The 20379-nt window shown below is 66.9% G+C and carries 15 protein-coding genes; 4 read left to right on the forward strand and 11 right to left on the reverse strand.

Annotated elements, in window-relative coordinates; all coding sequences use genetic code 11:
• Nucleotides 1-12: 12 nt before the first annotated feature.
• From ACQEVY_RS11065 to ngcE, 4 genes are all read right to left on the reverse strand, one after another.
• On the reverse strand, nt 13-1212 hold the full coding sequence (locus ACQEVY_RS11065) for an ROK family transcriptional regulator (protein WP_432955171.1): 1200 nt from the start codon (nt 1210-1212) through the stop codon (nt 13-15).
• Between the two features lie 192 nt (nt 1213-1404).
• On the reverse strand, nt 1405-2328 hold the full coding sequence (locus ACQEVY_RS11070; RefSeq protein ID WP_432947322.1) for a carbohydrate ABC transporter permease: 924 nt from the start codon (nt 2326-2328) through the stop codon (nt 1405-1407).
• Nucleotides 2329-2330: 2 nt separating this feature from the next.
• Nucleotides 2331-3260 (reverse strand): carbohydrate ABC transporter permease, encoded by a 930-nt coding sequence (locus tag ACQEVY_RS11075; protein ID WP_432947324.1) that lies wholly within the window; start codon nt 3258-3260, stop codon nt 2331-2333.
• A gap of 94 nt (nt 3261-3354) precedes the next feature.
• Nucleotides 3355-4803 carry an N-acetylglucosamine/diacetylchitobiose ABC transporter substrate-binding protein gene (gene ngcE, locus ACQEVY_RS11080; protein WP_432947326.1) on the reverse strand — a complete coding sequence of 483 codons (1449 nt, stop codon included), beginning with the start codon at nt 4801-4803 and terminating at the stop codon, nt 3355-3357.
• Nucleotides 4804-5323: 520 nt separating this feature from the next.
• Here ngcE and ACQEVY_RS11085 point away from each other — a divergent pair.
• Nucleotides 5324-9145 (forward strand): GH92 family glycosyl hydrolase, encoded by a 3822-nt coding sequence (locus tag ACQEVY_RS11085; RefSeq protein ID WP_432947327.1) that lies wholly within the window; start codon nt 5324-5326, stop codon nt 9143-9145.
• Nucleotides 9146-9218: 73 nt separating this feature from the next.
• Here the strand turns inward: ACQEVY_RS11085 and ACQEVY_RS11090 are convergent, their stop codons facing one another.
• The 3 genes from ACQEVY_RS11090 to ACQEVY_RS11100 all read right to left on the reverse strand — a co-directional run bounded on the left by ACQEVY_RS11090 (nt 9219) and on the right by ACQEVY_RS11100 (nt 11085).
• On the reverse strand, nt 9219-9635 hold the full coding sequence (locus ACQEVY_RS11090; protein WP_432947329.1) for a PIN domain-containing protein: 417 nt from the start codon (nt 9633-9635) through the stop codon (nt 9219-9221).
• A complete protein-coding gene (locus ACQEVY_RS11095; protein WP_328768036.1) occupies nt 9635-9880 on the reverse strand; it encodes a type II toxin-antitoxin system VapB family antitoxin in 246 nt (81 codons plus the stop codon). The genes ACQEVY_RS11090 and ACQEVY_RS11095 overlap by 1 nt, the downstream gene beginning before the upstream one ends.
• Before the next feature lie 125 nt (nt 9881-10005).
• Nucleotides 10006-11085, reverse strand: coding sequence for a lytic polysaccharide monooxygenase auxiliary activity family 9 protein (locus tag ACQEVY_RS11100; RefSeq protein ID WP_432947331.1), 1080 nt, complete (start codon nt 11083-11085; stop codon nt 10006-10008).
• Between the two features lie 423 nt (nt 11086-11508).
• Here ACQEVY_RS11100 and ACQEVY_RS11105 point away from each other — a divergent pair, with 423 nt between their 5' ends.
• On the forward strand, nt 11509-12495 hold the full coding sequence (locus tag ACQEVY_RS11105; protein ID WP_432947333.1) for a helix-turn-helix domain-containing protein: 987 nt from the start codon (nt 11509-11511) through the stop codon (nt 12493-12495).
• A gap of 381 nt (nt 12496-12876) precedes the next feature.
• Here the strand turns inward: ACQEVY_RS11105 and ACQEVY_RS11110 are convergent, their stop codons facing one another.
• Complete coding sequence (locus ACQEVY_RS11110; protein ID WP_432947335.1) at nt 12877-13491, reverse strand: TetR/AcrR family transcriptional regulator; 615 nt, start codon at nt 13489-13491, stop codon at nt 12877-12879.
• Between the two features lie 108 nt (nt 13492-13599).
• Between ACQEVY_RS11110 and ACQEVY_RS11115 the strand changes: the two genes are divergently transcribed.
• Both ACQEVY_RS11115 and ACQEVY_RS11120 read left to right on the forward strand, forming a co-directional pair.
• Nucleotides 13600-14808, forward strand: a complete 1209-nt coding sequence (locus tag ACQEVY_RS11115; protein ID WP_432947337.1) for an amidohydrolase family protein — start codon at nt 13600-13602, stop codon at nt 14806-14808.
• A 164-nt stretch (nt 14809-14972) separates the two neighbouring features.
• Nucleotides 14973-15263, forward strand: a complete 291-nt coding sequence (locus ACQEVY_RS11120; protein ID WP_432947339.1) for a transposase — start codon at nt 14973-14975, stop codon at nt 15261-15263.
• 870 nt (nt 15264-16133) lie between these two features.
• Here ACQEVY_RS11120 and ACQEVY_RS11125 read toward each other — a convergent pair.
• The 3 genes from ACQEVY_RS11125 to ACQEVY_RS11135 form a co-directional block, all read right to left on the reverse strand.
• A complete protein-coding gene (locus ACQEVY_RS11125) occupies nt 16134-17522 on the reverse strand; it encodes an erythromycin esterase family protein (protein WP_432947341.1) in 1389 nt (462 codons plus the stop codon).
• A gap of 459 nt (nt 17523-17981) precedes the next feature.
• A complete protein-coding gene (locus ACQEVY_RS11130) occupies nt 17982-19106 on the reverse strand; it encodes an alpha/beta fold hydrolase (protein WP_432947343.1) in 1125 nt (374 codons plus the stop codon).
• An 88-nt stretch (nt 19107-19194) separates the two neighbouring features.
• Nucleotides 19195-20073: an LLM class flavin-dependent oxidoreductase gene (locus tag ACQEVY_RS11135; RefSeq protein ID WP_432947345.1), complete on the reverse strand. Its 879-nt coding sequence runs from the start codon at nt 20071-20073 to the stop codon at nt 19195-19197.
• Nucleotides 20074-20379 lie beyond the last annotated feature (306 nt).

Raw genomic sequence — 20379 nt, forward strand, 5'->3', positions numbered from 1 at the left:
GCCATCCGTTCTCTAAGTGAAGGCAGGAGTGGCCGCGGGGAGGGTTCCGTCCAAAAGGGTTGAATCCCCCATCTCGCTGAGTGCGAGAGCGAGAGCCCCGAGGACCTCCGCCCGGCCGCCAAGTGCCCCTGGAAGAACGGATAGTTGACGCGCCGCGCTGGGGATCGCGTAACGGCCGACCGACTCCCTTATGGGCCCGAGCACCAGCTCACCGGCTTCGGCGAGATCACCGCCGAGGACGACCCGGCTCGGGTTGAGCAAGTTGCAGAGATTGGCGACTCCACTGCCGATGTGTCGGCCGACGTCGGCGATCACGCGACGGCAGCCAGGGTCGCCGTCCCGCGCCAGCCGTACGACACCTTCCATCGTCAGATCCGTGCCGTGGCTGGACTGGAGCAGCGGCAGTACGTAGCGCGCGGCCGCGAAGGTCTCCAGGCAGCCCCGGTTTCCGCAGCGGCAGACGGGGCCGGACTCATCAAGAGTAATATGACCGATTTCTCCCGCCGTGCCACCCGGTCCGCGGTAAATACGTCCGCTGATCACCAACCCGGCGCCGACACCGCTGGCGACCTTGATGTACGCGAGGTCCCGCACTCCCCGGCCGCTGCCCCAGACGAGCTCGCCGAGGGCGCCGAGGTTGGCGTCGTTGTCCACGTGCACCGGTACGCCGAGGCGCCCCCGCAGCTCCTCGGCCGGCTTGGTGCCGGTCCAGCCCGGCAGGATCGCGGTCGAGCCGAGGGTGCCGGACTCCACGTCGATCGGTCCCGGCACACCGAGACCCACGCCCGCGATCTTGCTGCGGTCGACGTCGGTGGCCTCGATCAGCCTGCTGATCAGCTGTTCGGCCCGGTCGAGGCCCTGCGCGGCGGAGGCGTCCACGTCGAGAGGTTCGGATTCCTCGGCGAGCACCTGGTGGGCGAGGTTCCCGATTGCGACGCGCAAATGCGTGTGGCCGAAGTCGACCCCTATGACGATGCCGGCGTCGCCGCTCAGGCTGACGCTGCGGGCCCGCCGTCCGCCCGCCGATGTGGGCGTGACCTCGACCGTTCCGCCTTCTTTGAGCTCGCGGACGATGTTGGAGACGGTCGCCGCGGACAGGCCGGTCGTCCTCGCGATCTCCGCCTGCGTGAGTGATCCGGCCAGACGCACCGCGCGTACGACCCGCTCGAGATTGGCTCGGTGCAGCGACGACTGCGACCCCGGAGTCTCCACGACGACCTCCTGCGTACGGGGCAGCCTCGGTGAGACCCCGTCTATGTGCAACTAGTGAACTCTAAGCTGAGCTGTTGGGGCTGCCTCCCGTCAAGAGGTTGAGCAGAGGGGCACATGCCCGCGCCCACATAAAAGGGTGGCCCCGGCATCAATCCGGGACCACCCTCGCAAACCGCTCCGACGGCCGGGGCGCTACTTCAGTGCGCCCGCCGTCAGCCCCGCGACCACCTGGCGCTGGAAGATGATGTACGCGGCGAGGACCGGCAGCATCGCCATGACCAGACCCGCGAAGAGACCGGACCAGTCGCCCTTGTAGCCCTGGCTCACCGCGAGCTGGACGAGGCCCTGGGTGAGGACCTTCCTGTCGGGTTCGGTGTTGAGAACCGTCGGCAGCATGTACTGGTTCCACTGCCCCAGGAAGTTGAAGATGCTGATGCTGATCAGTCCGGGCTTCGCCATCGGCAGCATCACCTGGAAGAACGTCCGGGTGTGCGAAGCGCCGTCCACGAAGGCCGCCTCGGCCACCGACGTCGGCAGCGTACGGAAGAACGACGTCATGAAGAACACCGTGAACGGCAGCGAGTACGCGATGTAGACAAGGATCAGCCCGGGCAGCGTGTTCAGCAGCGAAAGGTTCTGCATGACGTAGAACAGCGGAACCAGCGCCAGGATGATCGGGAAGCTCATTCCTCCGATGAAGAGGAAGTAGATGAAGCGGTTCCCGGGGAATTCGAAACGCGCGAGGACGTACGCCGCCATCGAACCCAGCAGCATCGTGCCGAAGAGCGAGAACCCCACCACGATCAACGTGTTGAGGAAGTAGTCGCTCATGTGCGCCTCGGTCCAGGCCCGCGACCAGTTCTCGAAGTGCAGCGAATCAGGCAGCGCCCACGGCGAACTGAAGATGTCCCGGTCCGTCTTGAACGAGGTCATCACCGCCCACAGCAGCGGCATCACCACCATGAACGCCCAGAGGATGAGCATGCCGTGCGAGAAGAAATTGAGGGTCTGGCCCTCGGACGGCTTCTCCAGCGGACCGGGCGCGGCCTTCGTCTTGGTGACGGGCGGCGGTTCGTCCGAAGTGGCGTCGGCGGGAGGGGTGTCGGTCGTCTTCATGGTCAGTACTCCAACCGCTCGCGCCGGCCCAGCCTCATCACGACCGCCACGAACAGCAGCGTCACGATGAGCAGGGCAACACCGATCGTCGTCGCATAGGCGGCCTGCCCGTCACGGAACGCCTTTTGATAGACGTACAGCGGCAGAACCGTCGTCGAATAGTCGGGGCCACCGCCGTTCGGCCCCACCGTCATGATCTGCACCACCGCGAAGGACTCGGCGCCCAGCGCCAGAATCCCCATATACGCCCAGCCGGACTGCACGGTGTCCCAGAGCAACGGCAGGGTGATCCGGAAGAACGTGGTGATGCGGTTCGCGCCGTCCAGCAGGGCCGCCTCGTAATAGTCCCTGGGAATGGACGCCATTCCTGCGGAGAAGAGCACCACGAAGAATCCGACGGTGCACCAGACGAGAACCGCGAAGACGCACCACAGCGCGAGATCCGGATCGCCCAGCCAGTTGGGCTGGACATTGTCGAGACCGACCGCCTTGAGCGCGGAGTTGATCGCACCGCTGTTGGGGTTGTACGCGAACTGGAACAACAGCGCCACGATCGCGATCGACAGCACCTGCGGGAAGAAGTAAACGACCTTGTAGAAGGCCGAGCCGCGTACGCCCGCGATCGCGGCGTTCTTCCTGCGCCGTCCGCCCACATTCAGCATGAAGGCGAAGAACAACGCCAGTGTCAGCGTCACCAACGGCAGCAGCACCACGAACATCACGCTGTGCTGGAACGACTTCCAGAAGACGTCGTCCTCCAGCATCCTCGTGAAGTTGTCGAAGCCCACCATCTTGAACTCGGGGCTCAGTCCACTCCAGTCCGTGAACGAATAGTAAATGGACTGGATGAAGGGCCAGATGACGAAAAGGACGTAAATCGCCAGAGGGGCCGACAAGAACCCCACGATGAAACGGTATTTACCGTGCTGCATTCCTACCGACCCGATCTTCCCGCGGGCGCTGCCGCCGACGCCACGACCATCGAGAGCGGGGGACCCCGGTGACGCCCGGAGTCCCCCGCCGCGCTCACTGGTGCTTGTAGTGCTGGATGGAGTCGTCCTTGGCCGCCTCGTCGGCGTACGCCTGGATCTTCTTGATCGCCTCGGCCGGGGTGAGCCGCCCGGCCATCATCTCGCCGAGGCCTCCGACGCCGATCTTCTCCTTCTGCAAGGCGACATACCAGTCCTGGAGGCGCGGGTTGACCACGTTCTCGCCGGCCTTCTCCAGGGCCGCGACACCGGACTTCAGACCCGGGGTCAGCTCGATACCGTCGGTGCCGCCGTTGAACGCGGACAGCGACTTGACGGACGTGGTGAAGTTCTTCGACGACTCCTCGCTGAGCATGATGCGCAGCTGCTCCATGCCGCCATCGGGGTTCTTGGCCTTCGCGGGCACGATGAAGGGCTCACCGCCCGATGCCCAGATGGTGCCGAAGGGCATCTTGTCCGAGCTGTCGATGCCGCTGGGCGCGGACACCGCGAGGTTGAAGTCCTTCGGCATGGTCTTCGCCGCTTCGTTCTCCACCCACGAGCCGTTCGGGATGAACAGCGCCTTGCCCTCGGTCCAGGCCGTCTGCGACTGGATGTGGTCCAGACCCGGAGTGCCCTCGAGGATGTAGCCCTTCTTGAAGAGCTCGTAGTACGCCTCGAAACAGGTCTTGACCGCGGGGTGCTTCCAGGCGTTCGGCTCGAGGTTGTCGATGGCGTCGAGCGTCTCCGGGCCGCCGACTTTGGCGATCATCGGGTAGAGCGAGAAGGGGATGTAGTACGGGTGCTTGCCCGCGTACGTCCAGCCCGCGATGCCCTTCTTCTTTGCCTTCTCGCAGACCGCGAGCATCTCGTCCCAGGTCTCCGGGTACGTGGCGTCGAGCGAGTCCAGGGCCTTCTGCGAGTACCACACGCCGTACACCGTGTACGCGTAGTACATGATCCACACCGGATCGCCGTCGAATTGGCCCATCTCGACGATGCCGGGGCGCAGGGTGTCCCGGACCTTCTTGTTCGGGTCGTCAATGGACGGCGCGTCCAGCAGCGGCGTCAGGTCGGCGAGCTGCTTCTTGCCGACGAGGACGCCCATGTCCATCTGCTCGGCACCGGAGTTGTCGATCAAGTCCGGCGGGGTGCCCTGGTTGAAGCGCGGCTGGAGAACCGACTGGATCTTCTGCGTGGCGGAGAACTTCACCTTCGCTTTGGGGAACTTCTCCTCGTAGACCGCCTTGGCGTCCTCGGCGTACTTCGTGCCGAAACCGCCGTCGAAGATGACAATCTCCAGCGGCGCGCTCTCGTTGACGGCGAGCGGGTTCTCCGCCGTCTTCTTGCCCTTGTCGACCTTGTCCTCGCCGCCGCCGTCACCGCTGGCGCACGCGGACAGGAAGCTCATCGTGGGCACGGCGATGAGGCCGAGCGCTGCGGACCGCTTGATCAGATCGCGACGGCCGACACCTTCACGGCCGCTGTGGGCGGAAGTGGATCCCATGCTCAAGTCCTCGCCTTCTCCAGGACTCAGGCGGTGAACCGGATCCTCCCGGGCACCGCGATGATGTGCTCTGTTTTCCCGGCGACGCATGGCCGAAAGCGGCTGCGTCACGGGCCGGACCCCCGGCCCTGAGGCCGGGTAGAACGACGTACTCGGTGCGCCCCTGCGAGGGGTGTCGGTGAAACTCGGGTCATGCTGGGCCGCCCACGGACGGACGAGCGCTCCTGCGGACGCTGACAGGTATAGTCCACTTCCCGACGCGGGGGCAAGATCGAATGCAGCTTAGGTCGGCACTCTTTCCCTAGTTGAGATCTCGCGGATATGTGACACACCATTGAATTTCCCGCGCGTCCGCCGAACCTCTCCTGACCTCGGCCAATTGAGTGATACCGGCACCTTGCGGCTCTTCACATCGCATACGCCCCTTCCAACACCCTTGACACCACTGGCCACTTGGCGCCCTACTGGACCCCGCACAGCGGATTGACAACGTTGTCCACTTCGCGAGGGATTCTGGTAGATGCGGCACAGATCTCGGCACGGCAGATCTCGGCACAGATGGGGTTCCACGGCACTTCTCGGAGCGACGGCATTAGCACTGGTGGTGGCCTCGCAGGGCGCCGCCGTCGCCCGGCCGGGCCAAGCGGCGGCAGCGGACCGGGAGTTCGCCTCCTCCTTCGAGGCGGACGATCCGGCCCCCGACTGGCTCAATACGGTCGATACGACACCTGACGGGACGAAACGCTCCTCGGGCGTGGACGGCGGCTTCAGCACCGGCATCCCCGGCAATGTCACCGAGCACGTCACCGACGTCCGCGCGAGCGGCGAGAACACCGGCGGCGGCGAGGTGAAGGAGAACCTCGTCGACGTCGAACCGAGCACCAAGTGGCTGACCTTCGCGCCCACCGGCTGGGCCGAGTTCGACCTGGACGCCCCGGTCAAGCTGGCCACCTACGCGCTGACCTCGGCCAACGACCACGACGAGCGCGACCCCGTGGACTGGACCCTGAAGGGCTCCACGGACGGCAAGGACTGGAAGACCCTCGACAGCCGAACCGGCGAATCCTTCGGCGAGCGGTTCCAGACAAAGTCGTACGACCTCACCGAGCCGGCCGAGTACCAGCACTTCCGGCTCGACTTCACCAAGAACAACGGCGCCTCCGACGCCCTGCAACTCGCCGACGTGCAGTTCTCGACCGGCGGCGACGAGGAGCCCGCACCCAAGGACATGCTCTCCCTCGTGGACCGCGGCCCGAGCGGCTCCCCGACCGCCAAGGCGGGCGCCGGCTTCACCGGCAAGCGGGCCCTGCGCTACGCGGGCAACCACAAGGCGGACAGCCGCGCCTACTCGTACAACAAGGTCTTCGACGTCAACGTCCGCGTCGGGCGGAACACCGAGCTGGCGTACCGGATCTTCCCGTCGATGGCGGACGGCGACCGCGACTACGCCGCCACGAACGCGTCCGTGGACCTGGCCTTCACCGACGGCACCTACCTGAGCGACCTGCGCGCCACCGACCAGCATGGATTCGCGCTGACCCCGCAGGGGCAGGGCGCCGCCAAGGTCCTGTACGTCAACCAGTGGAACAACGTCGTCTCACGGATCGGCTCCGTCGCGGCCGGGAAGACGGTGGACCGGATCCTGGTCGCGTACGACTCCCCCAAGGGCCCCGCGAAGTTCCGCGGCTGGCTCGACGACGTGGCGCTGCGGTCCGTAGCGCCCGAGAAGCCCAAGGCGCATGTGTCCGACTACGCACTGACGACCCGCGGCACCAACTCCAGCAGCGCCTTCTCGCGCGGCAACAACTTCCCCGCCACGGCCGTGCCGCATGGCTTCAACTTCTGGACGCCGGTCACCAACGCGGGCTCGCTGAGTTGGCTGTACGACTACGCACGTGCGAACAACGCGGACAACCTGCCGACCATCCAGGCGTTCAGCGCCAGCCACGAACCCAGTCCCTGGATGGGCGACCGGCAGACCTTCCAGGTGATGCCGTCGGCCGCCTCCGGCACCCCGGACACGGGACGTGAGGCCCGGGAGCTCGCCTTCAAGCACGAGAACGAGACGGCCCGCCCGTACTACTACGGAGTGCGCTTCGAGAACGGCCTCAAGGCAGAGATGGCGCCGACGGATCACGCAGCCGCCCTCCGCTTCACCTATCCCGGTGACGACGCGAGCGTGCTCTTCGACAACGTCACCGACCAGGCGGGCCTGACCCTGGACAAGGAGAACGGGACCTTCACCGGCTACTCAGACGTAAAGTCCGGACTGTCGACGGGCGCGACACGGCTCTTCGTGTACGGGACCTTCGACGCACCCGTGACCGACGGCGGCTCCTCCGGAGTCAAGGGCCATCTGCGCTTCGACGCGGGCCCCGACCGCACCGTGACTCTCCGCCTGGCGACCTCCCTCATCAGCGTCGACCAGGCCAAGGACAACCTCCGCCAGGAGATTCCCGACGGCACGTCCTTCGACACGGTCAAGTCCCGCGCCCAGAAGCAGTGGGACCGGATCCTCGGCAAGGTGGAGGTGGAAGGCGCGACGCCGGACCAGCTGACGACGCTGTACTCCAGCCTCTACCGGCTGTACCTGTATCCCAACTCCGGCTTCGAGAAGGTGGGTTCGAAGCACCAGTACGCCTCCCCCTTCTCGCCGATGCCCGGCCCGGACACCCCGACGCACACCGGCGCGAAGATCGTCGACGGCAAGGTGTACGTCAACAACGGCTTCTGGGACACGTACCGGACGACCTGGCCGGCGTACTCGCTGCTGACGCCCGATCAGGCGGGCGACATGGTCGACGGTTTCGTGCAGCACTACAAGGACGGCGGCTGGACCTCACGCTGGTCCTCGCCCGGGTACGCGGACCTGATGACCGGCACCTCCTCGGATGTGGCCTTCGCGGACGCGTACGTCAAGGGCGTCGACTTCGACGCCAAGTCGGCGTACGAGGCGGCGCTGAAGAACGCGACGGTCGTCCCGCCGTCCTCCGGGGTCGGCCGCAAGGGGATGGGCACCTCCCCCTTCCTCGGCTATACGAGCACCGACACCAAAGAGGGCCTGTCGTGGGCGCTGGAGGGCTACCTCAACGACTACGGCATCGCGAAGATGGGCCAGGCCCTCTACAAGAAGACGGGCGAGAAGCGCTACAAGGAGGAGTCCGAGTACTTCCTCGACCGGGCCCAGGACTACGTCAACCTCTTCGATGACAAAGCCGGTTTCTTCCAAGGCCGTAACGAGAAGGGTGACTGGCGAGTCGAGTCCGCCAAGTACGACCCGCGCGTGTGGGGTTACGACTACACCGAGACGAACGGCTGGGGTTACGCCTTCACCGCGCCGCAGGATTCGCGCGGCCTCGCGAACCTGTACGGGGGACGGTCAGGGCTCGCGGAGAAGCTCGACGAGTACTTCGCCACACCCGAGACGGCTTCGCCGGAGTTCGTCGGCTCGTACGGCGGCGTCATCCATGAGATGACCGAGGCACGAGACGTACGAATGGGCATGTACGGCCACTCCAACCAGGTCGCCCACCACGTCAACTACATGTACGACGCGGCCGGCCAGCCCTGGAAGACCCAGAAGAACGTCCGCGAGGTGCTGTCCCGCCTCTACACCGGCAGCGAGATCGGCCAGGGCTACCACGGCGACGAGGACAACGGCGAGCAGTCGGCCTGGTTCCTGTTCTCCGCGCTGGGCTTCTATCCGCTGGTGATGGGCAGTGGTGAGTACGCCGTCGGCTCCCCGCTGTTCACCAAGGCGACGGTCCACCTGGACAACGGCAGGGACCTCGTCGTCAAGGCCCCCAAGAACAACGCGAAGAACGTGTACGTACAGGGGTTGAAGGTCAACGGCCGTACATGGACGTCGACTTCACTCCCCCACTCGTTGATCTCGCGCGGCGGGGTTCTGGAGTTCGACATGGGCTCGAAGCCGTCGTCGTGGGGGACGGGGAAGAACGCGGCGCCGCCTTCGATCACGGATGACGACAAGGTGCCGTCGCCGCGGGCCGATGTCATCGAGGGGGAAGGGCCGTTGTTCGACAACACATCGGCGACGGGCGGTTCTGCGGCCTCCGTCGATCTCCCAATCGCCAAGGGGGCGAAGGCAGTTCAGTACACGCTGACGTCTTCGGATCGGGCAAAGGCTCCGAAGGGCTGGGTCCTCCAGGGCTCGTCCTACGACGGCAGCACATGGAAGGACCTCGACAAACGCGCCGGCGAGTCGTTCGCCTGGGACAAGCAGACGCGCGCGTTCTCGGTCGCCAAGCCGGGGACGTACGAGCGCTATCGGCTGGTCCTCGATGGCGAGGCGTCCCTGGCGGAAGTGGAGCTGCTGGCCTGACGAGCGCCGGGACAATCCCCCCACGGGAAGGGCGGGCGCGGAGGAGGTCTCCGCGCCCGCCCCCTGAGCCCGGTCAATTGCGAGGGCCGTCGTGGACGTTGTGCTGGCTCAGTTCCACAGCGAACCGGGAGGCTGTGACGAAGTCGGCGTCATCATGGAGAACGACGAGTCCGTGGTGGGCCGCCGTTGCGCAGATCTGGAGGTCGACGGCCGAGAGGGCCGTGTGCGCACCTTGGTCGGCTGCCCGCTCCTGGAATGCGCTGATCCATTGGCCTGCACTCTTGGCTACGGAAACATCGTCGTAGAGGTCTGCGAACATGTCGCTGAACGCTCTGTACTCCTTGGAGTCACGTGCGGACCGGAGGAACTCCGCTCGCTGCGGATAGCACGAGAAAACGTCTCCGTCCATGACCACCGGCCGCCATCGCTCATGAAGCTCGCGGTCCCGGAGCAGGCGCCACAGCGCCGAGGAATCGAGCAGGTAGCGCATCACGGACGTACGGCCTTCTTGTCCGCTCGGTGAGCCTGCTCGGCCCCCTCGATGTCCCAGTCCTGGGCCATCTCGAAGTACCTGTCGTACGCCGCTGCGCGAGCCAGTCGCTTGTTGTACGCCTCCAGTGCCGCTGCCACCGCGGCCGTCTTGGTCCGGTGGCCGCCCAGGCGTTTGGCTGTTTCCAGGGATTCATCGTCGATATCGATGTGGGTCAGCGCCACCGAGACCTCCCGAATGTACATAACAACGCTACGACGGTACTGATTATTGTACATCGACACAGAGCGTCAATGCCTGAAGGTCATCGCGAGGGGCGGACCCGGTGGCCAATGGATGTCACCGACACCGGGCCCGCCCGAGCGCCGGTTCAGCCGACCCGGCAAGGCAGGGTCGCCGTTGCGTCACCCCCCGAGCCCTCGACCGTGTACCCGAACGTCGTGCTCTCCCCCGGATCCAGCGAGCCGTTCCAGTCGACGTTGTGGACCATCACGTTCTGCCCGCTGTACGTCGCGTTGCCGCTCCACAGGCTCTCGACCTTCTGACCGCTGGGCAGCGTCCAGTCGACCATCCAGCCGAGCATCGAGACGTCGCCGGAGTTGGTGACGGTCACCTCGGACTGGTAGCCGCGGTTCCAGGTGCCCGTCGTCTTGCGGGTGGCCGTGCAGGTGCCCTGCACCGGCTCGGTGGGATTGCCGGGCTCGCGGATGCCTGTGACCTCGCCGTTTCCGCCGTCGAAGACGACGTCGGAGCAGGAGTAGAAGGTCTCCTGGCTGTCGGAGCGCTGCCAGACCATGTAGATGATGTGGCGTCCGTCCTTGCCCTCCGGAAGCTTGCCGGACCACGAGTAGTTGGCCTCGACCGTGCCCGGGCTGCCGTTGAGCGGCGGGTGGTCGACACTCAGGAACGGCCGCTCCTCCATGTCGTTCCACGTGAGCGGCTTGGTCGGGTCGAAGCCGTCCTTGGTGATGTACACGTAGAACCAACCCGGGTGCGCAGCCCATGCGTTGTACGAGAAGTCGACGGTCGCGCCCGAGGTCAGGTGGGTCAACGGCCACTTGTCGCTCGGGGTGTTGAAGCCGGTGAAGTTGGTGTTGCCGCCGCTGCACAGCTCGCCGTCGGGCACGAAGCCGCGGGTGCGGCCGGCGCCGTCCGAGCGCAGTACGGAGAACCAGTTGTAGAACGGCGTCGTACCGCTGACCTGCTGCGCCGCCTTGCAAGCTGGGTTCACGGGCTTGATCTCACCGGTGTCGGTCAGGCCGTCCTGCCAGCACAGGAAGGTGCGGCTGCCGGGTTTCATGGGGGTGCCGTGGGCCTCCGCCTCGCCGCCGGACGCGACCACGAGGCCGAGCGCGGGGGCGGTGACGACGAGGGCGAGCAGCACAAGTAGCCATGCTCTGAAGCGAGTTGACGCCGCTAAGGGCAGTAATCGAGGATTTCGAGGACTCATGACGACGTACGTCCCTTCGCGCTGCGGATGTGGGGTCGCTGCGGTTCTCTGAGGACGTGCGGGTGAGGTGGGAGGGCCCCGGTGGTTCGGGCAGGTTCCGGTCTGCTCTTTCCACGAGTCTGGTGGGAGCGCTCCCACCTCACTTGGGGTGAAGATAGCGCCGCGCGTGCGGCTTGTAAACGCCTGGCGCACAAGCTGCCGTACGGCAAAGGGCCGCACCCCCGTCACCAGGGATGCGGCCCTCAACTGCCGTACCGAATCCGCCTACTTACGGATCAGGTTCCGCAGCACGTACTGAGACATGCTTCGATTGCCACTCTTAGACCTCGGCACGGCAGGCACTTGAACTGCAGCGGCGTCGGGACAGAACATGTACGCCACAAGAAGGCGTCGGAACATCGGGCACGAGGTGGATCACCGGAGATGAACAGCACTGGATCGGTGACCGACCTGGCGCCCGGGGCGTTCGCCGTGGATTCCAGGGTCGCGGGTGCGGCACCGCGAGGATTCGATGCCTTCCGTCGTGGATGGCAGACGCAGATCGGCGATGTCTTCCCCCTGCCGGCCTTCAGCCCGGCCACGATCGCCGACTTCCGGCTCAAGGGATCCGTCGCCCGGGTGCGCGATGTGGTGATCGCTGATCTCCACATGGCGTCGGCCACCCGGGTCGCGGACCCCGCGGGCGGCGATCGGGACCTGGTGGTGATCCACGTATTACGGCGCGGCGCATGGACGTTGGGCGGCCTGCCCGACCGCGACGAGCACACCGTACCGACCGGGCAGTTCCTCCTCCGGCACTTCGGGCGGCGGATGCCCTTCGAGACGGCGCCGCACACCAGGGCGCAGTTCCTTTTCCTGCCCTCCGCGACGCTCCGACGCCTGCTCGGGAACCGGACTGTCATCGGGCCGGCGGACTCGGCCGAGATGCGCCTGCTGACGGCCCACACGACCATGATCCAGAAGACGGCCACCGACCTCGGCCCGGCCGGTGTGCACGCCGCCCACAGCACCCTGATCGAACTGGCCAAGGCCGTGGCGGTGCGCCGCTTCGACGACGTGGAACCACAGCTGGCTCCCGCACTCACCCGGGCCGCGAAGGACCTCGCCAACAGCCATCTCGCCCATCCCGAGCTGTCCCCGACGATGCTGGCACGCGAGCTCAACGTCTCCGTACGCACCCTGCAGCGGGCATTCGCCACGGTAGGAGAGTCGGCGACCGCCTACATCCGCCACCGGCGGCTGGAAGAAGCCCGGCTCGCCCTCACATCGCCATCCGGCCGGTGGAGCGTCTCGGAACTGGCCGCCCACTGGCACTTCGTCGACAGCAGCCACTTCATCCGCGCCTTCAAGAAACACTACGGCCAAACGCCCACCGAATATGCCCGCTCGACCGGATCGGCCGCACGCTGAACGGACCTGAAGCAGGGCCTGACGCATGAACTGACCGATGACGCCGGGAAGCTGACCGTCCTGTATTTACCAAATGTCACCACCCCGCAGAACACCACGATTAAAGACTTGCCCAGCAACCTCAACCGCCGCAGCGTCAGGACAAGCTCGGCGGCGTCGGCCTGGACTGTCAACCAGGATGATGGCGTTCCACTCCCAGACCGGCTCGCTGCACTATCTGGAGGCCCGGAGGTGTGTGCCGCGCCGTAGGCGAATCTGCGTCCCGTCGGCCTCGGGGCCGTGACCCGAATCGTCGAGGAGGCTTGGGCGGGGTCGGCGCCGACCGCTGAGACCCTGGACGGCGTGGTGGGTCGCCCGCGTTGGGCGGGAGGTGGACCGCGTTCAGGGCAGCGGGGTGAGTGCGTCCTCCAGCGCCGCCCGCGCGCCGCGCAGGGCGAGACGGAGCTGGTCCGGGGTACGGCGGATCTGGGCCAGCAGGAGGCCGCCCTGGATTGCGGCCATGGTGAGGTCGGCCAGCTCCGTCACATCCGCGTCCGGGCGTAGCTCGCCCGACTCCTGCATCCGGCGCAGGCCCGCGATGAGGGGTGCTTCCCAGCGTGCGAAAGCATCCACGAACGCTTGTCGGGTGAGGTCGTCCCGGCCGCTGAGCTGGCTGGCCAACGAGCCGATCGCGCAGCCGCCCACCGCGTCCTGCCGCGTCCCGTTGGCCACGATCGCGTCGAACCAGCGGTCGATACCGGCCAGTGAGTCGACTTCCAGGAGCAGCGGCTCCTGTGCGGCCAGCACCGTGTCCACGGTGGAATGAACCACGGAGCGGATGAGATCGTCCCGGTCGTCGAAGTAGTGGTAGAGCTGGCTGCGGCCGACCCCTGCGGCACGTTCGACATCGTCCAGCGTGACTGCCGCGACGCCGCGCTGCTGGATGAGGTCTGCTGCCGAATCGAGGATGCGCTCTCGGGTCGCGCGACCCCGCGCGGTGGTCGGTGTGTGTCCCATGCCCCCTCCTCCGTGTTCTGTGCCTCACGGCACAGAGGCTTTGTACTTGCCGATACAGTCTGACGCAAGCCGCTCTGTACTGAGCGATACAGTCTGCGAGGAGGAGCTGTGAGTCGGTTCGCGGTTACGAACACACGAGTTTTCACCGGGACGCACATAGCCGATGCCTCGGTGGTCGTCGTCGAGGACGGGACGATCGCCGCTGTCGGCCACGAGGTCCCCGAGGGTGTGGAGGAGCTCGACGGCGGGGGCGGGACCCTGCTGCCGGGTCTGATCGACGCCCACACCCATACAGACGAGGACGGTCTGCGCACGGCCCTGCGCTTCGGCGTGACAACCGAGCTGGACATGATGTCGGTACCGGACGTGATGAACCCGGTACGGAAGAAGGTGCAGACCGAGTTCGATCTGGCCGACGTCCGCACCGCCTCGTGGGGCCTCGCCCACCCCGACGGACATCCTCACCAACTGCGGCACGACCTGGACGACCCGGTGTGGCCCACCGCCACCGTCCCGAGCCAGGCGCCTGCCTTCGTTGAGGGACGCCTGTCCGAGGGCGCGGACTACATCAAGATCATGGTCGAGGACGGCACCGCGTTCGGCACATCGCTGCCCGTGGTCCCGCCCGAGGTCGTCGCCGCGGCTGTCGAGGCGGCTCACGAGCGCGGGGCGATGGCTCTGGTCCACGCCCTCAGCGCCACGGCTACACGGGTGGCTGTCGAGGCGGGCGCGGACGGCTTGACCCACCTGCACTATGACGAGGTCATCAGCGACGACCTGATCCTCCGGATGCGCGAACAGGGCATGTTCGTCATCACCACCTTGGCCGTCACCGCCTCCGGCGCCTCCGACGGCGCCGGCCCACGCCTGGCCGCCGACCTGCGTGTGGCATCCCGCCTGAACGCGGCATGGCGCGACAACCTGGGCCGCGAGTTCGCCTGGAACGCCCACTTGCCCAACGCCCTGCGCTCGGTCGGGCTGCTCCACGCCGCCGGCGTCGAGGTCCTGGCCGGTACCGATGCGGCCCACCTCGGTGCCCCGGGCCTCGCTCACGGCGCCAGCCTGCACGACGAGCTACGCCTGCTCGAGGCCGGCGGGCTGAGTCCGGTCGAGGCGCTCACTGCGGCGACACGGCGTACCGCTGACCGGTTCGGCCTTACCGACCGCGGGCGAATCGAGCCCGGCGCCGCGGCGGACCTGGTGCTCGTGGACGGTGACCCGACCTCGCAGCTCTCCGCGACGCTCAACACCCGGGCGGTGTGGCGTCGGGGCCACCGCCTGACACCGGCCGGCGTGACGGGAGAGCAAGATGCCTGAGCGCTCGCTGGTTGACGTCCACGCCCACTTCACCACCTCGCACTACATCTATTGATCAGAAGCGGTTCAGGTTCTGGGTCGTTGAGCGCCCGGACAGACGCGCTGTCGAGCCGGACCCCGAGGCCGTCCGTGTCTGGCACGAGGAGTCCTGGCCGGAGATCCGCGTGAAGGCGAAGACGGACGGGGGCGAGATCCTCTTCGCGGACCAGGTCGGGATCCGTTCCGACCAGGCACCGGGGCGGTTCCTGCCCCCGTACTCGCCCGAGCTGAACCCCGACGAGTTCGTCAACGCCGACCTCAAGCACAGCCTGCCCAAGCAACACCGAGCCCGGAACCAGGCCGAACTCGCCGCCGAGACCCGTCGCTTCTTCCGCAGACGCCAACGCCAGCCGCACATCGTCCGCGGCTACTTCGGCAGCCCGCACGTGCTGCTGGCCGTGCTGCTGACGCTGTAGCTGTGTCAGCGTATGGGGTACTTCCCGACGCTGGAGGACGTGTCGGAGCAGGTGGTGGCCAAGCGGGGTGGATCCGTCGGGAAGCTCACCGTCGCGGACTCAACTGACGCCGCTCGTCGTCCAGCGCCCGCCCCATCCCGGGGCGGGCGTCTGCGTGTTCAGTCGACACTCCCATGACCAGCTCACCTGGGACAGTCCGATTGTCGGCTCGGTGCATAAGGCATGGGGTGGGGAGACTTGACAGACGCCCGAGTGGGAACGGCTGCGGCCATTCCTGTCGGTCGGCATTGGACGTTGCTGCTGGTGCGGGAGCCGTACTCGCGCGGGTCGACCGCATCAGGTCGGCCAGGACAGCGCTCGGCTGCGATTTCGTCAAGTCGCCGGCGTCGTCGCGAGGGCCAACCACTGGCCTGTTCCGGGCAAACGTACGCAGGTACCTGATCACCTCGGACACGTCGGCGCGGAGCGAAGCATCTACCGGCTGACTACGCCGAGTGGCTTGGGGCGGCGAATCTCGGCGGAAGGGCTTCGGTCCGTCACGGTGCCCCGTGCCGGATCACGCCCGGCACGGGGTCGCGGCCGTGAATGTCGCCACGCACCGCAGCCGTCGCAGCGAGGACGTATGCGTCGGGGAGGTCCTGTCTGTGCTGTCGGCCGCCGCGCAACGGATCGAGAGCGACATCGCCACCTTGCATGCTGCACGGAATCGCCCAGAATCTCATCTGCGGTGCCCCGGAGCAGTGAGGTACCGGCGTGCCATGCGAACGCTACTCGGAGACGTGCCTGGCTGCCGCAACGGTCCTTGGCCGCCACGACGCGTGGCGAACCGGACCGTTCCGGCCCTCCGCCAGGTGTGTCGGTGGTGGGGTGTCAGGGTGTGCCGAGGTACGTGGTGGCCTGGATGTCGTGCAGGTGTATGAGGATGTCGTGGGCCTTGCCGAATGCGGCCGTGTATTCCACGGGGTCGGGCCATCCGGCGCCGATGTTCCAGGTGCCACGCTCCTTGTCCAGCCACTCGCGCACCGGCTCGGGGGCCTTGCGCATGTCGAGGATGTAGTCGTCCCGGCGGGCCTTGTCCAGGGTCTGTTCGTTGGAGCCCGGCTTCGCGCCGTCCACGTGGTAGCTGCGCATCACGTTGTCGTCGGTGCCGAACGCGATGAAGGAACCCTTGTAGAACGAGAAGCCGATACTGGCGTAGCGGCTGCCCAGTGCGTCGCGGAGAAAGGAGCCCTGAGTCTTGGGGTACCGCGTGTCGAACGAGTCGTAGGACACGTGGGTGTTGTGGGCCGACAGCAGAATCTTGTTCCCGGTGTACTGGTGCCACCACTCCACGTTCTCGGCCATCACCTGGTCGCGGAGCTTCATCATCTTGGCGATTTGATCCTCGTCGCCGATGTCGAAGGACAGGCCCCTGGCCATCTGGTGGATGGCCAGGGCGTGCTGTGTCATCCACAGATGGTTCTGCTTGTCACCGGGGCCGGGGCGCTGGGCGCGCAGGAGGTCGTAGACCTTCCGGGTCCGCTCCGCCCGCTCCTGGCGCTCGGCGAGCGGCAGCTTGTAGTACTCCTCGGCGAAGGTGCCGGCATCGGTTGTCGGGGCCAGACCGCGGTACAACTCGGTCGCCTGCGCCAGCAGTTGCGGGTACTCGTGGGATACGTAGTCGATGACCCGTGCGTACAGTTCCGGGCCGGCATAGCCCATGTCGTTGCCCATGAAACGCACCGGGTCGCCGGGGTGGTGGAGGTTGTAGTCCCGCATCCATCTGATGAGGTCGATGTAGTCCTGGTTGTTCCAGATCCGGTAGGAACCCTGGAACTCCTCACGGGCGATGTCCTTGAGGTTGCCCTTGCCCTGCACCACGTACTCGTCGATCCGCACACCGCTGCTCCAGGGAAGTTCCAGGCTGAAGGTCCGGAAGCCTTTCTCCTCGACCAGATAGCGGAAGACCCGGTGCTTCATGCGGAAGAAGTCCCGCGAACCGTGGGTGGCCTCGCCCAGTCCCACCACCTCGGCGCCCTTGAGCATGCGGCCCAGCGCGTCGAGGTCCCGCAGACTGCCCGTGGGGTTCGTGGTCCGCAGGGGGTGGGAGCTGCGGTCGATGCCGGCCACCACACTCTCGCCGCTCTGCCAGGAGGCAGATGCCTTCGACGCCGGGGCCGGTGAACCGTGCGCCGTGGCGCCCACGGCAGGCGTGGCGACCGTCAGCGCGCTGAGGGAGAGGAGGACCGAGGGGATGATTACTGCCTTGCGTCGCGTCATGCGTACAGATTTCCGTGCGCACAGGGTCCGTCACCAACCCGTGTGCTGCTCATCTCCAAGTACCGCAGGCACTACCCCGGGACTCGGGCCACCGCCCGTACGTCGTGGCTTTGCCGCCTGGTGGAGCCGGTCGCGGGCGAAGAGCAGATACAGGGGACGACGAGATGCACCACGTTGCGGCCGGCGAGTTCCGCCTGCCGGGCGGCATGGTGCAGCAACGTGGACTTGCCGATACCTCCCGGGCCGTACAGGTACGCAACAAGGGGAGCGCTGCCGCTGCCGACACCATCCGGTCGAACATGGCTCGCTCCGGTTACCGGGCCACCGGCGCATCGGCTCGTGCTGCCGCCAGCCTGTCCGCCAGTCCCCTCACACCCAACGCCGCTTTCCTCTTTCAGGCTCATCGCGCCGCGATGTGCAGCCGATCAGTAGTTCAACAGGTCGGGGTTTCCAGTCCAGTCAGATGTGCCCGGCGGGCCGGGGCGGGGCAGACAGGAAGGGGAGCAGCTCGCGGGCAAAGGCATCGGGACGTTCCTCGGGTACGAAGTGGCCACTGCCCTCAATCACCGCACCGGTCAGGTGCGGCGCGGCCGTGTTCAGAGTGTCGGCGAGTCGGGCGCCTGTGCTGTGCTCGCCGCCGACGGCGAGTACGGGCATGGGAAGGGTTCCTCCGGTTTCGTGCCAGGTCCGGTTGACGCGGCCGTCGTCAAGGAGGGTGCGGTAGTGCGCGAAGCCGGCGCGCAGTGCTTCGTATCCGCGGTAGGAGGAGGCGATGGTGTCGACCTCTTCCGGCGGGAAGGTTCCGGGTACCGCGGACACCCAGTTGAACCACCAGGTGAGGAAGTCGCTTTCCCGGCCTTCGAGGAGCAGCTCGGGCAGTTCTTCGGTCATGAAGAGGCCGAAGTGGAACAGACCGCCGGAGGCCACGTCCATCGCCTGCTCCAGGCCGAAGCCGGGGAGGGCGAGTTCGACGAGGACGAGGTGTTCGACTTCCTCGGGGTGGCGGCGGGCGTAGGCGAAGGCCACCATGCCACCGATGTCGTGCCCGACGACGCTTACGCCGCCGTGGATGCCGAGCTGTGCGAGGAGTTCGCGCATGTCCTCTGCTTGTGTGTCCTTGTCGTATCCGCTCGGGGGGCGGTCGGAGGCACCCATGCCGCGCAGGTCGGGTGCGACGACGCGGTAACCGTGCGCGGCGAGGGCCGGCATGAGGTGTCGCCAGGCTCGCCATGTCTGGGGCCAGCCGTGCAGAAGGAGTACGGGTGCACCGGACCCGCCGACCACGGCATGCAGCCGGGTGCCGTTCGCTGTGACGGTGATGCTTTCGAATCCGTCGGGGAGGGGTGTTTCGTCGTTCATGGGATCACCTGGGGCTGGGTCGAAGAGGAAGACCAGGAGTTTCTGTCCGTGAGGGTCGGCGGAGCCGGCGGCGAGCTTGGTCAGTACCTGGTCGGTGGAGGTGTCGCGGGCTCCGGTGCGCTCGACGGCGCAGCGGATGCGGGCATCGTTGGGTGGTCGGCGTCGCTGAGGGCGGGGTGGACAGGGGCAGTTCACCGTGCCGCCCTTGTGGCCGGTGAGAAGCAAGACGCTGCTCTGGGGAGGGAAGGACTGTGACGGGTACAGCCGGTGCCGTTGTGCCAGGAGTGCTGCCCGGCCCGAGCGCACGGAGTGGTCAGGTCTTGCGTGCGAGGGCTTCGCGGACTGCGGGTACGACTTCGGCGGCGAACGCGCTGATCTGTCGGGTGTGGTCTCGTTCGGGCCAGATGACGAAACCGTTCATGCCGACGGTGCGCACGAGTGTGACTAGGTGCTCGGTCCACTGGGCGGCGGGCCCCTGGAACGGGCCGGCCGACTCCGGTTGGATGACACCGGCGATGTTGTAGACCCGGCGGATCGTGTCCGGATCGCGGCCCGCCAGCAGGGCTGCGTCGTCGATGCGGCGGACAGCCGTGGGCAGTGCGTCGAGTCCGAGGTAGGCGTGCGAGGGAAGCCAGCCGTCCGCTTTTGCACCGGTCAGGGCCAGCATGCGGGGCCCGTACGAGCCCAGCCACAGCCCCAGACCGGGGGCCGGCGCCGGACCGGGGTGGACGCCGGCGAGCGAGTAGTGCGCGCCGTGCGTCCGCACACTGCGCTCGCCACTCCACATGGCCCGGATGACGGTGATCGCCTCTTCAAGTGCGTCGACGGCCTCTCTGGGCGTGCGTCGGGAGCCGCCCATGGCCTCGATGGCTTCCCAGAAGGCGCCGGCGCCCAGGCCGAGCTGGACCCGGGAGCCGGTCAGTCTGTCCAAGGTCGCCGCAGCCTTGGCCAGCACCGCCGGCGGACGCAACGGCAGGGAGCTGACCGTCGGGACGAGCGTGACATGTCGCGTCCGCGCGGCCAGAAAGGTGAGCAGTGTCCAGGTGTCGTCGAACGCCGCTTGATACGGGTGGTCCTGGATGGTGAGAAGGTCGAGGCCGAGACTGTCGATGAGTAGTGCCTGCTCACTGGAGCGGCCGACGGGGAGGGCATTTGGCTCTACGTTCGCGCCGAACAGGACAGGGAGGGGCATGAAAGTCTCCTGAGCGACCGGCGCTTGCTCGACATCGGCCGCGGTGGTCGGGAGCGGGAAAGGGAACGGGCTCGCCGTCGGCTCGGAGGCAGTGCCTTCGAGACCGGGCGGCAGCCAGGCGTGGCGGCTGTTCCGGCACGGGCACTCGGGTCCGTGAGCGGTTCAGCGCGGCGGGCCGAGGATGACGCCGCCGTAGAGTTCGGATGCTTCCGCCAGGAGGGATGTGGGGATGTCCGTTCTTGGAGGTCGGCGGGGAAACTGGTTCCTGAAGGCCGGGGGGGCAGGCCGGAGCCCGCCCCCAGGGGT

Origin of the sequence: Streptomyces sp. CA-288835 (assembly GCF_050936385.1) — a bacterium.
GTDB lineage: Bacteria > Actinomycetota > Actinomycetes > Streptomycetales > Streptomycetaceae > Streptomyces.

Coding starts and splice junctions, on each gene's coding strand:
- ACQEVY_RS11070 (WP_432947322.1), bottom strand. CDS start 2,328: ATGAAGACGACCGACACCCCTCCCGCCGACGCCACTTCGGACGAACCG.
- ACQEVY_RS11075 (WP_432947324.1), bottom strand. CDS start 3,260: ATGCAGCACGGTAAATACCGTTTCATCGTGGGGTTCTTGTCGGCCCCT.
- ngcE (WP_432947326.1), bottom strand. CDS start 4,803: ATGGGATCCACTTCCGCCCACAGCGGCCGTGAAGGTGTCGGCCGTCGC.
- ACQEVY_RS11085 (WP_432947327.1), top strand. CDS start 5,324: ATGCGGCACAGATCTCGGCACGGCAGATCTCGGCACAGATGGGGTTCC.
- ACQEVY_RS11090 (WP_432947329.1), bottom strand. CDS start 9,635: ATGCGCTACCTGCTCGATTCCTCGGCGCTGTGGCGCCTGCTCCGGGAC.
- ACQEVY_RS11095 (WP_328768036.1), bottom strand. CDS start 9,880: ATGTACATTCGGGAGGTCTCGGTGGCGCTGACCCACATCGATATCGAC.
- ACQEVY_RS11100 (WP_432947331.1), bottom strand. CDS start 11,085: ATGAGTCCTCGAAATCCTCGATTACTGCCCTTAGCGGCGTCAACTCGC.
- ACQEVY_RS11105 (WP_432947333.1), top strand. CDS start 11,509: ATGAACAGCACTGGATCGGTGACCGACCTGGCGCCCGGGGCGTTCGCC.
- ACQEVY_RS11110 (WP_432947335.1), bottom strand. CDS start 13,491: ATGGGACACACACCGACCACCGCGCGGGGTCGCGCGACCCGAGAGCGC.
- ACQEVY_RS11125 (WP_432947341.1), bottom strand. CDS start 17,522: ATGACGCGACGCAAGGCAGTAATCATCCCCTCGGTCCTCCTCTCCCTC.
- ACQEVY_RS11135 (WP_432947345.1), bottom strand. CDS start 20,073: ATGCCCCTCCCTGTCCTGTTCGGCGCGAACGTAGAGCCAAATGCCCTC.